Genomic DNA, 14,894 nt, shown 5'->3' with positions numbered 1-14,894 from the left:
CCGGGCACAGGCCCGGTTTTTTATTGGTAAACAACACAGGTCAACGCGTGATGGCACGCCAGCCGATGTCCTTGCGGTACTGCATGCCGTCGAAAGCCACATCGGAGAGCAGCTCGTAGGCCCGCTTCTGCGCCATCTTGAAGTTCTCGCCAAATGCGGTCACGCACAGCACGCGGCCACCGCTGGTGACCACGTCACCGACCGCATCCAGCGCCGTGCCGGCGTGGAAGATGTGGCCGTCTTCGTATTGCTTGCCCAGGCCACCAATCGCGTCACCCTTGCGCGGGGTTTCCGGGTAGTTGGCCGCAGCCAGCACCACGCCCAGCGCCACGCGGCGGTCCCATTCGGCCTCGGCCTGATCCAGCGTACCGTTCACACCATGCTCCAGCAGGGTCACGAAGTCGCTTTTCAGGCGCAGCATGATGGGCTGGGTTTCCGGATCGCCAAAGCGGCAGTTGTATTCCACCACCTTGACCGCGCCATCGGCAGAGATCATCAGGCCGGCATACAGGAAGCCGGTGAACTCGACGCCATCCTTGGCCATGCCGGCCACGGTAGGCAGGATGACTTCGCGCATGGTGCGCGCGTGGATTTCCGGCGTCACCACCGGTGCCGGGCTGTAGGCACCCATGCCGCCGGTATTCGGGCCCTGGTCGTTGTCGAGCAGGCGCTTGTGGTCCTGGCTCGATGCCATCGCCAGCACGTTCTTGCCATCGACCATCACGATGAAGCTGGCTTCCTCGCCGGCGAGGAATTCCTCGATCACCACGCGGGCGCCGGCATCACCGAACTTGTTGTCGGCCAGCATCATGTCGACGGCAGCGTGCGCTTCGTCCAGCGTCAGCGCCACCACCACGCCCTTGCCGGCAGCCAGGCCATCGGCCTTGATGACGATGGGTGCGCCCTTGGCGTCGATATAGGCATGCGCCGCAGCGGCATCGCCAAAGGTTTCGTAATCAGCGGTCGGAATGCCGTGGCGCTTCATGAAGGCCTTGGCGAAATCCTTGGACCATTCGAGCTGCGCGGCAGCACGCGTCGGGCCGAATACCTTGAGGCCGGCAGCGCGGAACGCATCGACCACGCCTTGCGACAGCGGCGCCTCGGGACCAACCACGGTCAGCGCGATGTTTTCGCGCTGCGCGAAGGCCACCAGATCGGGGATCGCCGTGACGTCGACATTGGTCAGGTTGCGTTCCAGCGCGGTGCCCGCGTTGCCCGGTGCAACAAACACCTTGCCTACGCGCTCGCTCTGCGCAATTTTCCACGCCAGCGCGTGCTCGCGGCCGCCGGAGCCGATGACGAGAATATTCATATCCGTAAATCCTGTTGAAGCAGTGTTTGCCCGGCCGGCCACGCCAGCCTGCGGCGTTTATTCCAGTTCGTAGCGACCGAAGAAATAGGCCACGTTGCCGTGGTTCAGGCCGCCACCCAGCTTGGGAATGACCGTGCCCATCACCGAGAAGCGATCCACCTTGAGCTGCAGCAGCGGAAAGGCCACCGGGAAGGGGATGCCGCCAAAAATGTCCTGCCGGCTGGTCATGCCGACGGTATAGCCCAGCCCAGCCGACACCGGGCCGGCAATCTGCCAGTTCCATAAATGGCCATAGCCAATGATCAGCTCGGGCGTAAAGTGCGAGTCCTTGAAAATCATGCCGTAGACAAGTTCGTCGTTGCCCTTGTCATCGGTGGTGTGCCGGCCGTAGCCCAGACCCCAGGCCCTGTCGTTCAGCTCTTTGCGCTTTTCTTCGGTATAGGTGCCCGGGTCATGCCAGGCATAGCCGCTGATGTAGAGATCGGGCGTGCCATTGCCATAGGTATCGGCAACGCGCTGGCAGGCGCCGCCCAGCCACTCACCCATATTGCCGCAATCGGCCGCATAGGCAGGCAACGCCGCCAGCAAGCCAAACAGCGCAAGCAGTTTTTTCATCATCGATCCACACGAATTGTTCAGGATGGAACAGTAACGCCTGCACGGCGCACACGGTGTTACGCTTTGCAGAAAGCCCGACCAAAGCAAACAGAAAGGGCGCGCCCCGTTCAGTGCGCGCCCTGCAACCATCAATGGCGGAAGTGGCGGATGCCGGTCACGACCATGGCAATACCATGTTCGTCGGCGGCGGCGATCACTTCGTCATCACGTACCGAGCCGCCCGGCTGGATGATCGCGGATACGCCGTTCTCGGCGATCACGTCCACGCCATCGCGGAACGGGAAGAAGGCATCCGATGCAGCCACCGAACCGCGCAGGTCCAGACCGGCGTTCTTGGCCTTGATGGCAGCGATCTTGGTGCTGTCGACACGGCTCATCTGGCCGGCGCCGATGCCCAGCGTCTGGCCCTTGCCGCAGAACACGATGGCGTTGGACTTGACGAACTTCGCCACATTCCAGGCGAACAGCAGGTCTTTGAGCTGTTGCTCGGTCGGCTGGATCTTGGTGACGACCTTGAGGTCGGCCAGGGTCAGCGTGTGGGTATCCGGGGTCTGCACCAGCAGGCCGCCGCCAACGCGCTTGAGATCGAACTTGTTCTCGCCGCTTTCGATGGCGACTTCCAGCACGCGCACGTTCACTTTCTTGGCCAGCAGTGCCAGCGCTTCCGGCGTATAGCCCGGGGCGATCAGCACTTCCATGAACTGCTTGGACACGGCTTCGACGGTATCAACGTCGATGGCCTTGTTGAAGGCGATGATGCCGCCGAAGGCGCTGGTGGTGTCGGTGGCGAATGCCAGCTGATAGGCGCTGTAGGTATCCGCAGCAACCGCCACGCCACACGGATTGGCGTGCTTGACGATCACGCAGGCCGGCTTGGTGAATTGCTTGACGGCTTCCCACGCAGCATCGGCATCGGCGATGTTGTTGTAGCTCAGCTCCTTGCCTTGATACTGCTTGTAGTTGGCCAGCGAACCCGGTGCCGGGTCGAGATCGCGATAGAACGCGGCAGCTTGGTGCGGGTTTTCGCCGTAGCGCATGTCCTGCACTTTCTCGAACTGCACGTTCAGGCGGTTCGGGAACGTGGCCTTTTCGCCGTCGTCGGTCAGTGCGGTCAGGTAGTTGGAAATCGCGCCATCATAGGCAGCGGTATGGCTGAACGCCTTCTTGGCCAGGTTGCGGCGGGTGGCCAGGGTCAGCGCGCCGGCGTTGGCCTGCATTTCTTCGATCAGCGCGGCGTAGTCGGCGGCGTCGGTGACGATGGCAACGTGGGCGTGGTTTTTGGCGGCAGAGCGCACCATGGCCGGGCCACCGATGTCGATGTTTTCGATGGCGTCATCGAAGCTGCAATCGGGCTTGGCGATGGTGGCCTCGAACGGGTACAGGTTCACGCAGACCAGATCGATATTGCCGATGCCATGCTCGGCCATCATGCTGACGTGGCTGTCCAGATCGCGACGGCCGAGGATGCCGCCGTGGATTTTCGGGTGCAGCGTCTTCACGCGGCCGTCGAGCATTTCCGGAAAGCCGGTGTAGTCGGCCACTTCGATCACCGGCACACCGTTGTCGGCAAACAGCTTGGCGGTGCCGCCGGTGGACAGGATTTCCACGCCTTGCGCAGCGAGGGCCTTGGCGAAGTCGAGTACGCCGGTCTTGTCGGAGACGCTGATCAGCGCCCGGGTGATTTTGCTCATCTCATGCACCTGTTTTTTATTTACAGAAGATCGTAGGTTTGCAGCTTCTTGCGCAGCGTGTTGCGGTTGATGCCCAGCATCTCCGCAGCGCGGGTCTGATTGCCCTCGACGCGCTCCAGCACCAGGGTCAACAGCGGTTTCTCAACGCGCGCCAGCACCATGTCATACACCGCGCACGGCGCTTCGCCGTCGAGGTCGTGAAAATACTGTTCGAGCGAGGTCTTGATGGCCTCGGCAATCGGATCGACGATCAGATTGCTATCGTGCTGATTCATAATTCTCCCTGATGTGCTGCTAGGTCCACGTCGTAGCTCAAGCGCTCGCCCGTTTCGAGCAAGCGGTCGAAAAACGCCCGCGTGGCCTGTTGTTGTTCTGTGGTGGACTCAAGCCGGTACATGGCCTGGCGGAATTCGTTGCCGCCGCGCAGCCCCTTGGTGTACCAGGCGATGTGCTTGCGGGCGATGCGGCAGCCCGAATACTCGCCGTAATGGCTGTAGAGCCCATCCAGATGTTCGATCAATACATCGCGTATCTCGATCACCTCGGGCTGCGGCAACAATTCGCCGGTAGCCAGATAGTGAGCAACCTCGCGAAACAGCCAGGGCCGCCCCTGTGCAGCCCGGCCGATCATGATGGCGTCCGCCCCCGTCGCCTGCAGCACTTCGGCTGCTTTGTGCGGCGTGTCGATGTCGCCATTGGCGATCACCGGGATGCGGATGCTGTTTTTTACTTCACGGATCAGCGCATAACGCGCCGCGCCGTTGTACATGTCCTCGCGCGTGCGGCCGTGTATGGCCAGCGCGGCAATGCCGGCGTCTTCGGCCATTCTTGCCACGCGCAGGATGTTTTCCTCGCCGTTGCAAAAGCCCAGGCGCGTTTTCAGGGTGACCGGCACATCCACCGCCTTGACCACCGCCTGCAGAATATCGCCGACCAAGGTTTCATTTTGCAGCAGGGCCGATCCGGCCAGCTTGTTGCACACCTTTTTGGCCGGGCAACCCATATTGATGTCGACAATCTGCGCGCCGTTTTCCACCTGATACTGCGCGGCCTGCGCCAGCTGCTCGGGATCAGACCCGGCAATCTGTACCGAAATCGGCGCCAGCTCGCCATCGAAATCAGCGCGCCGCTGCGTCTTCTTGGTCAGCCGCAGCGACTGGTCGGCCGTGATCATCTCGCTCACCGCATGGCCGGCACCAAAACGCTTGCACAACTGCCGGAAAGGCTTGTCCGTCACACCAGCCATGGGTGCGACGATCAGATTGTTGGCAAGCCGATACGGGCCGATATGCATACGGAATGGGCAGACAGCGGGGACAGACGGGGAAGGCGCGCATTCTACCGCCTGCCTATTTTTTAAGCAAATAAAAACCGCCCCATGGCGGGCGGTTTTTATCCGGATTGACACACGATCACTGATCCGACCAAGGCTCGGCCAGGGCGGCCGCCTCCCACGCCTTGAAGGCCGGCAGAGCCAGCAACAGATCGACATAGGCCTGCGCCTCGGGCGGCAGTGCAATGCCGTAGGTGCGAAAGCGTGTCGCCACCGGCGCATAGAAAGCATCGGCCCAGCTGAAAGCCCCGAACAGGAAGGGACCACTCGTACCAAAGCGCGCGCGGCAATCGGCCCACAGCGCAACGATGCGGTCGACATCGGCCTGCACCGCCGGGGTGATTTCTACCGTCTTGCGCCGTGACAGATCCATATTGCAGGTGGAGCGCAGCGGCACGAAGCCGGCGTGCATCTCGGCACATACCGCGCGCGCCACGGCACGCGCAGTGGCATCGGCCGGCCACAGCCCGGCTTGCGGATATTTCTCGGCCACGTATTCGGCAATCGCCAGCGTTTCCCAGATCACCAGCTCGCCATCAACCAGCGCCGGCACCTTGCCGGTGGGCGTGACTGCCAGGCGCTGCGCCAGGCTATCGGGTGCGTACAGATTGATCACGCGCTCATCGAACGCAATACCAGCCTGCGTCAGCCCCAGCCAAGGGCGCAAGGACCACGATGAATACTTCTTGTTGCCGATGACCAGCTGCATGGAACCAACCCCGTAGCGAAGAAAATTGAACCCCATCCTAAGCCGGATTGCCGCAGCAAGACAGCAACAGTTGCAGGCCATCCGCACGGGGTCAGCGTGTTACGTTTCTTGACTTGCAAACCATGTGGTCTGGTTTGACGATAACCATCGAGGCCCAGCGCTTGCCGCGCCCCGTAATGGTTGATTTACCGCCCATCTCCATTCGTGCCGCTGACGAGCGAAGCGAGGCTCCCTCGCGGCGGCGAAGGCGGGGGGCGTGGAATCGAACAGGGCAAGAGCCGCGTTTCACCCCCCGCAAACAGTTGGCGCCCGGCCTGGCCGGGGGCTTGATGCGGGGAAATCAACAATATCGAGCCAAGCTTGCCTGGCAGGCTCTTGCAGGAGGCCCCATGCTCAACGGCAACATCCTTACCCCTGACGGCTGGCGCCACGGCAGCCTGGCATTCGATGCCGGGCGCATTGCGCAGCTGGGTGGCCATGCGGTCGATCCGGCCGATAACGGGGACGAGTACATCCTGCCCGGCTTCATCGACCTGCACGTGCACGGCGGGCTGGGGCTGGACACCATGGACGGCGCCGACGCCACCGTGCGCATCGCCCGCATGCACGCGCAGCACGGCACCACGGCCATGCTGGCCACCACCGTCTGCACCACGCACGACAAACTGCGCGCGCTGCTGGCAGAACTGGCCGCCCCCATCACGCTGCGCCCCGCCAATGCACCGCGCCTGCTCGGCGTCCACCTGGAAGGCCCGTATGTAAACCCCGGCCGGCTGGGTGGCCTGCCCAATGAGGTCCGCCCGGCCGTGCTGGCCGAGCTGGACGAATACATGGCGCTGGTGCCGGTGAAGGTAGTCACGCTGTCGCCGGAAATCGCCGGCCACGACGCCATCATCCGCACCCTGGCCGAACGCGGCGTGCGGGTGCAGATCGGCCACACCCTGGGCACGTATGAGGAAGGCATGCAGGCGCTGCAGCACGGCGTGGCCGGCTTCACCCACCTGTATAACGCGATGACGCCGCTCAACCACCGCGCGCCCGGCATGGTGGGCGCCGCGCTGGCGCACGCGCAATACAGCGAGCTGATCCCCGACCTGATCCACGTCCACCCCGGCGCGATGAAAGTGGCGCTGCGCAGCATACCCAAACTGTATTGCGTGACCGACGCCACCCAGACTGCCGGCCTGCCCGACGGCACCTACACCGGCCGTGGCCGCAGCGTAACCAAATGCCTGGGCGCCGTCACCCTGCCCGACGGCACCCTGGCCGGCAGCGCACTGACCATGGACCTGGTGCTGCGCAATCTGGTGTCGCTGGGGCTGAGTGTGGAAGACGCCAGCAACCGCATCTCGCGCAACCCGGCCGACTACCTCGGCCTGGCCGACCGTGGCCGGCTGGCGCTCGGCGCATGGGGTGATGCGGTGGTGCTGGATAGGGAATTGCGGGTGAAGGCGGTATACGTAGAAGGCACGGCGCTGGACTTGCACCAGCCGACGTAACCGGTTGGCAGGATTTGACGCCATTGTGGCAAACGGGCCAGCAACCGGCACTTTATGGTGAAGCATCCACCTCGGGGGACTCACCATGCTGGCCCTGCGCCCCAACTGCGAATGCTGCAACCGCGATCCATAGAGTCTGTTTCCGATCTCGGCGAGAGGCGGCTCAGCGGGGTGAAGAGCAGCGCAAAAACCGGAATGTACTGTAGTACATGAGGATTTCGAGCAGCGCATGAGCCCCGATCAGCCCCTCGCAGCCAGATCGGGGACAGACTCAGGGCCCAGATCGTGACGTTGCCTGCATCTGCTCGTTTGAATGCACCTTCTGTGCCGACTGCACTGCGCACTTGCAGGCATGCTGCCCGAACTGCGGTGGCGAGCTGGTGGCACGGCCACGGCGGCCAGCACAGGAACTACTCAGCCCCCCCGGCTTCGACCGAACGGGTTTACAAGCCGGCAGGGTGTGCGAGCGCAATGTAATCGCGTACCTTGCTAGCCCAAAATGAGAGGCTCCCCAAGGGAGCCTTCATCATCTGCGGTGACTCAAGCCTACTTATCTCGACTGCTGGCCTTTACATACTTCTTCACGACCCGATCCAGCTCATCGCTATGGAAGAGGTCGATGCACTTCATCGTGTTGAACTCGCCGGGGATTGATCCGCCGTACTCCAGGTGAGCGTACTTGCTGGCCAGCTTCCGCACCTCATCAAATGCAGCATCAGGCGCATTGCTGTATTCAAAGTAGCCGCTGGCAGTGCCGCCCGCGTCATCGGCCACTTTATCCACACCTTTCTTGTCCCACGACATGGCGATGCAAACGGACAGCGCCCAGTTCTTGAGCATCTCCCGCTGGGTGTATTTGTCGGTATTGTGCGGGCCGTAGGGCCGCTGCTTCGCGGCCGATGTACCAACAAAAAGCGCCAATGCCAGCGCGACCCAGGCTACTTTAGAACCCATATTGATGCCTTTTGGGGAGAGAACGGCCAGTTTTTGGGATCGCCGTACATATGGCAAGTGTCGGCGCAGTGTGAACCATCCCAAAGCGTCACGTGACCACGGGCGTTATCCCAACCATCACCCTCTACCAGAATAATGCCTTGCATGTCCCAGAAGTCATCCGGCAGTGGCGGACGGTCAACAACTTTGTCCGGCGCACCGAAATTGATCTTGAGGTACTGAACCATGTCGTTGATGCGGATCAGGTAGTTTTTCCGGTCGGCACCAGTGCTGATCTTGAAGCCATGCCCAGCATGGATCGGAAAACCAGTGTAGTTCAGCACGTAGCTCATCCTGATCGGACATGCATTCGTATACCCGCCATTCCGCCCCAACTCGGTATTGATTTCGATCTTGCCACCAAGGAATTTACCCACTTCCTTGACATCTCCGCGCACCTGCTGAAATGCGCCCCAAGCCGCCTTGAAAGACGGCCGACGTGCTGTTGTCATGCTTTTCTCCACATTGATCGAAAAAAAGAATAGCAGCCGAGTCCATCAATTCACGGCGAAAATCCTTACTACTGTGAACCCTGCCACGCGCAACGGAGCAGCCGCCACTCCGTCAAATCTAGCCGCAAATACCCGGTAACGACTGCAGGCTGCAGACCGCCCTCCCGCTTCCGAAGCGCCGAGCAGCACAGCACGGCGCGGGGTAGTCAGGAAGGGATGTTTGAGTCCGCAGGGCGAGTTACCTTCCCACCGCACTGGGCGCGCAGCGCAGGGTATTCCATGGCGCAGCCATGGAATACTGAAGCAGGGTCGCCCGGGGTTGTTAAGGAGGTGGCGAAACGCCCCCTTGACCTGCACGCCGGGCGGAACCGGCACCCAAGCGCCGCGCCGCAGGCGCCACTCTTGGCCACACACAAACAAAAAGCGGGCCCAAGCCCGCTTTTTGTTGAACATCATCAGCCTGTTCAGCCCACTTTTTTCTTCAACAACTCCAGCGCCATGGCCGGGTTGGCCTTGCCACCGCTGCCCTTCATGACCTGGCCGACCAGCGCGTTCAGCGCTTTTTCCTTGCCCGAGCGATATTCCTCAATCGCCTTCGGGTTGGCGGCCAGTACGGCATCGACAATGGCTTCAATCGCGCCAGTATCGGTTTCCTGCTTCAGGCCGTCGCGCTCGATGATGGTGTCGGCCACCGATGGATCAGTCGCGCCCGACTCCCACATCTTCTTCAGCACGTCCTTGGCGGTCTTGTTGTTGATGGTGTTGTCCATCACGCGCTTGATAAGCGCGGCCAGCGCCTCGGCCGAGACCGGGCTGGCAGTGATGTCCTTTTCCTCGCGGTTCAAGGTGGCCGATACATCGCCCATGATCCAGTTCGAGGCCAGCTTGGCATCAGCGCCTGCTGCCACGGTGGCTTCGTAAAATGCTGCCAGCGCCTTGGATGCGGTCAGGGTGGATGCATCGTAGGCCGGAATGCCGTACTGGCTCTGGAAACGCTGCTGCATCGCAGCCGGCAGTTCCGGCAGCTCGCCACGCACGCGCTCGATCCAGTCTTCACCGATGACCAGCGGCGGCAGATCGGGGTCGGGGAAGTAGCGGTAGTCGTGTGCGTCTTCCTTGCTGCGCATGGCGCGGGTTTCGCCGGTATCCGGGTTGAACAGCACCGTGGCCTGCTGCACCTTGCCACCATCTTCGATCAACTCGATCTGATAACGCACTTCGGCATGCACCGCCTGCTCGATGAACTTGAAGCTGTTCAGGTTCTTGATTTCGCGGCGGGTGCCGAATTCGGCCTGGCCGAACGGGCGCACCGACACGTTCACGTCGCAGCGGAAGCTGCCTTCTTGCATATTGCCGTCGCAAATGCCGATCCAGGTCACCAGCGAATACAGCGCCTTGGCGTAGGCCACGGCCTCGGCCGCCGAGCGCATTTCCGGCTCGGAGACGATTTCCAGCAGCGGCGTGCCGGCGCGGTTGAGGTCAATACCGCTCTGGCCGTGGAAGTCCTCGTGCACCGACTTGCCGGCATCTTCTTCCAGATGCGCGCGGGTCAGGTTGATGGTTTTCTCGACGCCATCAACGTTGATGGTGATCGCACCACCCTCAACCACCGGCAGCTCGAACTGCGAAATCTGGTAGCCCTTGGGCAAGTCGGGGTAGAAGTAATTCTTGCGCGCAAACACCGAGCGGCGGTTGACCTTGCCACCGATGGCGAGGCCAAACTGGATGGCTTTCTCGACCGCAGCCTTGTTCATCACCGGCAGTGCGCCGGGCAAGGCGATGTCCACCACGGCGGTTTGCGTGTTGGGCGCGGCGCCAAAGGCGGTGCTGGCCGGCGAGAAAATCTTCGATTGCGTGGTGAGCTGGGTATGTACTTCCAGCCCGATGACGACTTCCCATTTCATGGTGTCTGCTCTCTTCTTTCGTTCCATCGTCGTCAGCCAGGCTGACGGCGATACCAATATTGATATTGCTCGGCAAAACCGAAGCCGGCATACAGCGCCACGGCCGGTGCGTTGTCCGCTACCACTTGCAGCAAGCCCTGCGTGGCACCGGCTTCCTGCCCCCAGGCCAGCAGGCTATCCACCAAGCGGCGGCCATAACCGCTGCGGCGCTCGGCCGGGTCGGTCACGATGTCGAACAGCACCACGCTGTCCCACTGCCGTACGGCAAAGCCGCAGGCCACAATGCGCTCGTGCTGCCGCACCACGGCAAATGCGGTATTGCAGGCATAGCCTGCCAGCATGCGGGCGGCCGCTTCGCGCTGCGCCGGGGTCAGCCCGCTCATGCCGGCAAAGGCATCAAACCAGACCGGGTCAGGCTGGCGCCACAGCGTCACCTGCGGGTCTTGCTGATAGCGCTCGCGCTGCAAATCCAGCGTCTGCACGCTGGATGCATCCACCAGTTCATAACCGCGCGCTGCCAGCGTGGCATCCAGTGCGGCTGTTGCCGGGGTCAGCTTGAAAACGGCTGGCTGGCCCACGGCCTGGTAACGTGCTTCAACGTACTCGATCTTTGCTTCATCCGGCAGCGCGCCGGCATACAGCGGCAGCACCGAATTGGCGCGCTTGGTATAGCCGGCGGCAAAGCGCAGCAGCCAGCCGTCCAGTAATTCGGTGCTGAGCGCCGGCCACGCCGAGGTGGTCAGCGCCTCCAGCTGGACGATCCGCGTTGCAGCCACGGCAGTCACTTACAGCGCCGGTGCCTTGTTGTGCCAGTCAGTCACTTGCTGGTACTGGTGCGCCACGTTCAGCATGCGCGCCTCGGCAAAATAATTGCCGATCAGTTGCATGCCGACAGGACGGCCATTGTTGCCAAAACCCACTGGCACGCTCATGCCCGGCAAGCCGGCCAGATTCACGCCCAGCGTGTAGATGTCTTCCAGATACATGGCCACCGGATCGGCATTCTTTTCGCCCAGATTCCACGCAGTATTCGGTGCCACCGGGCCGGCAATCACGTCGCACTGGGCGAACGCGGCCTGGAAATCGTTGGCAATGATGCGGCGGATTTTCTGCGCCTGCAGGTAGTAGGCGTCGTAGTAACCGTGGCTGAGCACATAGGAACCGGTCAGGATGCGGCGCTTGACCTCGGTACCGAAACCCTCGGCACGGGTCTGCTCGTACATGCCGTTCAGGCCCTCGTACTGCGCGGCACGATGGCCATAGCGCACGCCGTCAAAGCGGCTGAGGTTGCTCGATGCTTCGGCGGGTGCGATCACGTAGTAAGACGGAATCGCCAGCTTGGTATTGGGCAGGCTGATTTCGACCACGGCGGCACCCAGCTTCTTCAGCTCGCCGATTGCTGCATCGATGGCGCCGGCGACATCGGCCGCCAGGCCCTCGGCAAAATACTCGCGCGGCAGGCCAACGCGCAGGCCGGCCAGCGGCTGGTTCAGATCGCGTGCGTAGTCTTCCTTGTCGTGCTGCAGACTGGTGGCATCGCGCTCGTCGAAACCGGCCATCACGTTCAGCAGCAGCGCGCAGTCTTCGGCGGTATGCGCCAGCGGGCCGCCCTGATCCAGCGACGAGGCGTAGGCAATCATGCCGTAGCGGCTGACGATGCCATAGGTGGGCTTGATGCCGGTAATGCCGCAGAACGCGGCCGGCTGGCGGATCGAGCCGCCGGTATCAGTGCCAGTGGCGACCGGCGCAAGGCCCGCAGCCACGGCAGCGGCCGAACCGCCCGAGCTACCGCCCGGCACAGCTTGCAAGTCCCACGGGTTTTTCACCGCGCCGTAAAAGCTGTTCTCGTTGGACGAGCCCATGGCGAATTCATCCATGTTCAGCCGGCCCAGGGTCACCAGCCCCGCAGCGCGGGTTTTCTCGACCACGGTCGAGTCATAAGGCGAGATGAAGTTATCCAGCATTTTCGAGCCGCAGCTGGTTTTCCAGCCCTCGGCACAGAAGATGTCCTTGTGCGCGATGGGCGCGCCGGTCAGCAGGCCGGCATTGCCGGCTGCGCGCGCGGCATCGGCCGCCTGGGCCTCGGCCAGCGTTTTGGCATGATCGACGGTGATGAAGGCGTTCAGCGTCGGGTTGAGCGCATCGATGCGCGCCAGATAATCCTGCGCCAGTTCAACCGCCGAGGTCTTGCCGGCAGCGAGCAGGTCGGAAAGCTGCTTGAGTGTGCGTACAGTCATGATGTTGGCTTGTGTCTGTTCAGTTCGGGCTGGCAGGCTGGCTGTAGCCCATGCCCTGCTCGATCAGGTCGATCAGGGTGTGGATGACCTTGATGTGGATTTCCTGGATGCGGTCGGCATAGCCGAAGTGCGGCACGATGATTTCAACGTCGGCAGCGCCCTTGAGCTTGCCACCGTCCTTGCCCATCAGCAGGACCACTTTCATGCCGCGCACGCGGGCTTCTTCCACGGCGCGGATCACGTTGGCCGAGTTGCCGCTGGTGGTAATCCCCACCAGCACGTCGCCGGCACGACCGAAAGCGGCCACCTGGCGGGCAAAAATCTCGTTGAAGCCGTAATCGTTGCCCACGCAGGTGATGTGCGACGGGTCGGACACGGCCATGGCCGGCAATGCCGGGCGATCATCGCGGTAGCGGCCGGACAATTCCTCGGCAAAGTGCATGGCGTCACAATGCGAGCCGCCGTTGCCGCAGGAGATTGCCTTGCCGCCTTGCTTGAAGCTGTGCACCAGCGTATCGGCAGCGGCTTCCACCGCATCGAGAAACACCTGATCGGCCAGCACGCGTGCCAGCAGATCGGCCGCTTCGCGCAAATGCGTTGCGACGCGACTCACTCGATCACCTTGGGGACCAGATACAGGCCGCCATCGACTTCCGGCGCCACGGCCTGGAAGGCTTCGCGGCGGTTAGCGGCAGTGGCCACGTCGTCGCGCAGGCGCAGCGCAACGTCCTGCGCGTGCGACATCGGCTCGATGCCGGTGGTGTCGACGGCGCGCATTTCCTCGATCAAACCGAAGATGCGATTGAGCTGTTGTTGCGTCGCAGCAACTTCATCATCCGACACCGCAATGCGGGCCAGCTTGGCAATACGCCGTACGTCGTCCAAAGACAGGGACATAACGGTAATTCTCCCCCACTAAACCTTCATTAACGTCAGCGCCTTAGGGTATCATACCGCCCTTGATTCGCCCAAACCGCCGGGCCACCCTGCCAGCCCGCGCCGGGGCGCAACTCCCCTATACAGAATTCATCACTGCGAGCACACGATGTTTGGTCTCCTTTCCGGCTATTTCGCCAACGATATTGCGATTGACCTTGGCACAGCCAACACGCTGATTTACATGCAGGGCAAAGGTATCGTGCTGGACGAGCCGTCGGTTGTCGCCATCCAGCAGGAAGGCGGCCCCTCGGGCAAAAAAACCATTTTGGCAGTGGGCGCCGAAGCCAAGAAGATGCTCGGCCGCACACCGGGCAGCATCAACGCCATCCGCCCGATGAAGGACGGCGTGATTGCCGACTTCACCATTACCGAGCAAATGCTCAAGCAGTTCATCAAAAAGGTGAACCCGAGCCGTCTGTTCAGCTCCCCTCCGCGTATCGTGATTTGCGTCCCCTGCGGCTCCACCCAGGTTGAGCGCCGCGCGATCCGTGAATCGGCACTGGGCGCCGGTGCGCGCAAGGTCGAGCTGATCGAAGAACCAATGGCAGCGGCCATCGGTGCCGGCCTGCCGGTCGAAGAAGCCACCGGCTCCATGGTGGTAGACATCGGCGGCGGCACCACGGAAGTGGGCGTGATCTCGCTGGGCGGCATCGTTTACGCCTCCAGCGTGCGCGTCGGCGGCGACAAGTTCGATGAATCCATCATCAACTACATCCGCCGCAACTACGGCATGCTGATCGGTGAAACCACCGCCGAAGACATCAAGAAGCGCATCGGCTCGGCCTTCCCGGGCGCCGAAGTACGCGAAATGGAAGTGAAGGGCCGCAACCTTGCCGAAGGCATCCCGCGCTCGTTCACCATCTCCAGCAACGAAATCCTCGAAGCACTGACCGAACCCTTGAACCAGATCGTGTCCGCCGTAAAGCAGGCACTGGAACAGACCCCGCCGGAACTGGGCGCCGACATTGCCGAAAAGGGCATGGTGCTGACCGGTGGCGGCGCGCTGCTGCGCGACCTGGATCGCCTCTTGATGGAAGAAACCGGCCTGCCGGTCATCGTCGCCGACGACCCGCTCACCTGCGTGGTGCGCGGCTCCGGCAAGGCGCTGGAAAAGCTCGACAAGGCCACCGCCATCTTCACCAACGACTAAGTGGGACGCGACGCATGAATCGTCCGGCCTGATCCTGCCGCCCGGTGTTCGCACCGG

At 62.3% G+C, this 14,894-nt stretch carries 16 protein-coding genes; 3 read left to right on the top strand and 13 right to left on the bottom strand.

Going from position 1 to position 14,894, the window contains the following annotated elements; genetic code table 11:
* Positions 1-40 precede the first annotated feature (40 nt).
* The 6 genes from purD to B9A19_RS02885 all read right to left on the bottom strand — a co-directional run bounded on the left by purD (position 41) and on the right by B9A19_RS02885 (position 5,663).
* Entirely contained in the window at positions 41-1,312 is a 1,272-nt protein-coding gene (gene purD, locus B9A19_RS02910; protein WP_084089038.1) for a phosphoribosylamine--glycine ligase, read from the bottom strand.
* Between the two features lie 57 nt (positions 1,313-1,369).
* Complete coding sequence (locus B9A19_RS02905; protein ID WP_084089081.1) at positions 1,370-1,927, bottom strand: hypothetical protein; 558 nt, start codon at positions 1,925-1,927, stop codon at positions 1,370-1,372.
* A 131-nt stretch (positions 1,928-2,058) separates the two neighbouring features.
* Positions 2,059-3,621: a bifunctional phosphoribosylaminoimidazolecarboxamide formyltransferase/IMP cyclohydrolase gene (gene purH, locus B9A19_RS02900; protein ID WP_084089037.1), complete on the bottom strand. Its 1,563-nt coding sequence runs from the start codon at positions 3,619-3,621 to the stop codon at positions 2,059-2,061.
* 20 nt (positions 3,622-3,641) lie between these two features.
* Positions 3,642-3,896 carry a helix-turn-helix domain-containing protein gene (locus B9A19_RS02895; protein ID WP_084089036.1) on the bottom strand — a complete coding sequence of 85 codons (255 nt, stop codon included), beginning with the start codon at positions 3,894-3,896 and terminating at the stop codon, positions 3,642-3,644.
* Positions 3,893-4,915 carry a tRNA dihydrouridine synthase DusB gene (gene dusB / locus B9A19_RS02890; protein WP_084089035.1) on the bottom strand — a complete coding sequence of 341 codons (1,023 nt, stop codon included), beginning with the start codon at positions 4,913-4,915 and terminating at the stop codon, positions 3,893-3,895. Before dusB ends, B9A19_RS02895 begins: the two co-directional genes overlap by 4 nt.
* 118 nt (positions 4,916-5,033) lie before the next feature.
* A complete protein-coding gene (locus B9A19_RS02885; protein ID WP_084089034.1) occupies positions 5,034-5,663 on the bottom strand; it encodes a glutathione S-transferase family protein in 630 nt (209 codons plus the stop codon).
* Positions 5,664-6,052: 389 nt separating this feature from the next.
* Here B9A19_RS02885 and nagA point away from each other — a divergent pair, with 389 nt between their 5' ends.
* The gene (nagA, locus tag B9A19_RS02880; RefSeq protein WP_084089033.1) at positions 6,053-7,162 is read left to right on the top strand and encodes an N-acetylglucosamine-6-phosphate deacetylase; all 1,110 of its coding nucleotides are present in this window, start codon (positions 6,053-6,055) and stop codon (positions 7,160-7,162) included.
* 239 nt (positions 7,163-7,401) lie between these two features.
* On the top strand, positions 7,402-7,665 hold the full coding sequence (locus tag B9A19_RS02875; protein ID WP_139798627.1) for a DUF1272 domain-containing protein: 264 nt from the start codon (positions 7,402-7,404) through the stop codon (positions 7,663-7,665).
* Between the two features lie 43 nt (positions 7,666-7,708).
* On the opposite strand, the gene B9A19_RS02870 is transcribed toward B9A19_RS02875, so the two are convergent.
* From B9A19_RS02870 to gatC, 7 genes are all read right to left on the bottom strand, one after another.
* A complete protein-coding gene (locus B9A19_RS02870) occupies positions 7,709-8,116 on the bottom strand; it encodes a T6SS amidase immunity protein Tai4 family protein (RefSeq protein WP_139798618.1) in 408 nt (135 codons plus the stop codon).
* Positions 8,101-8,607, bottom strand: coding sequence for a type VI secretion system amidase effector protein Tae4 (locus B9A19_RS02865; RefSeq protein WP_084089080.1), 507 nt, complete (start codon positions 8,605-8,607; stop codon positions 8,101-8,103). The genes B9A19_RS02870 and B9A19_RS02865 overlap by 16 nt, the downstream gene beginning before the upstream one ends.
* A 464-nt stretch (positions 8,608-9,071) precedes the next feature.
* Positions 9,072-10,511, bottom strand: coding sequence for an Asp-tRNA(Asn)/Glu-tRNA(Gln) amidotransferase subunit GatB (gene gatB, locus B9A19_RS02860; protein ID WP_084089031.1), 1,440 nt, complete (start codon positions 10,509-10,511; stop codon positions 9,072-9,074).
* Between the two features lie 32 nt (positions 10,512-10,543).
* Entirely contained in the window at positions 10,544-11,287 is a 744-nt protein-coding gene (locus tag B9A19_RS02855; RefSeq protein ID WP_139798617.1) for a GNAT family N-acetyltransferase, read from the bottom strand.
* Between the two features lie 9 nt (positions 11,288-11,296).
* Positions 11,297-12,748, bottom strand: coding sequence for an Asp-tRNA(Asn)/Glu-tRNA(Gln) amidotransferase subunit GatA (gatA, locus tag B9A19_RS02850; protein WP_084089029.1), 1,452 nt, complete (start codon positions 12,746-12,748; stop codon positions 11,297-11,299).
* 19 nt (positions 12,749-12,767) lie between these two features.
* Positions 12,768-13,361 carry a D-sedoheptulose 7-phosphate isomerase gene (gene lpcA, locus B9A19_RS02845; protein WP_084089028.1) on the bottom strand — a complete coding sequence of 198 codons (594 nt, stop codon included), beginning with the start codon at positions 13,359-13,361 and terminating at the stop codon, positions 12,768-12,770.
* Positions 13,358-13,645, bottom strand: coding sequence for an Asp-tRNA(Asn)/Glu-tRNA(Gln) amidotransferase subunit GatC (gene gatC / locus B9A19_RS02840; protein WP_084089027.1), 288 nt, complete (start codon positions 13,643-13,645; stop codon positions 13,358-13,360). The genes lpcA and gatC overlap by 4 nt, the downstream gene beginning before the upstream one ends.
* A gap of 148 nt (positions 13,646-13,793) precedes the next feature.
* Between gatC and B9A19_RS02835 the strand changes: the two genes are divergently transcribed.
* Positions 13,794-14,837 carry a rod shape-determining protein gene (locus B9A19_RS02835; RefSeq protein ID WP_084089026.1) on the top strand — a complete coding sequence of 348 codons (1,044 nt, stop codon included), beginning with the start codon at positions 13,794-13,796 and terminating at the stop codon, positions 14,835-14,837.
* Positions 14,838-14,894 lie beyond the last annotated feature (57 nt).

This window comes from Andreprevotia lacus DSM 23236, from assembly GCF_900176275.1.
Lineage (GTDB): Bacteria > Pseudomonadota > Gammaproteobacteria > Burkholderiales > Chitinibacteraceae > Andreprevotia > Andreprevotia lacus.
Note: the sequence above shows the minus strand (reverse complement) of the source record. Positions and strands in the feature narration are given on the sequence as shown.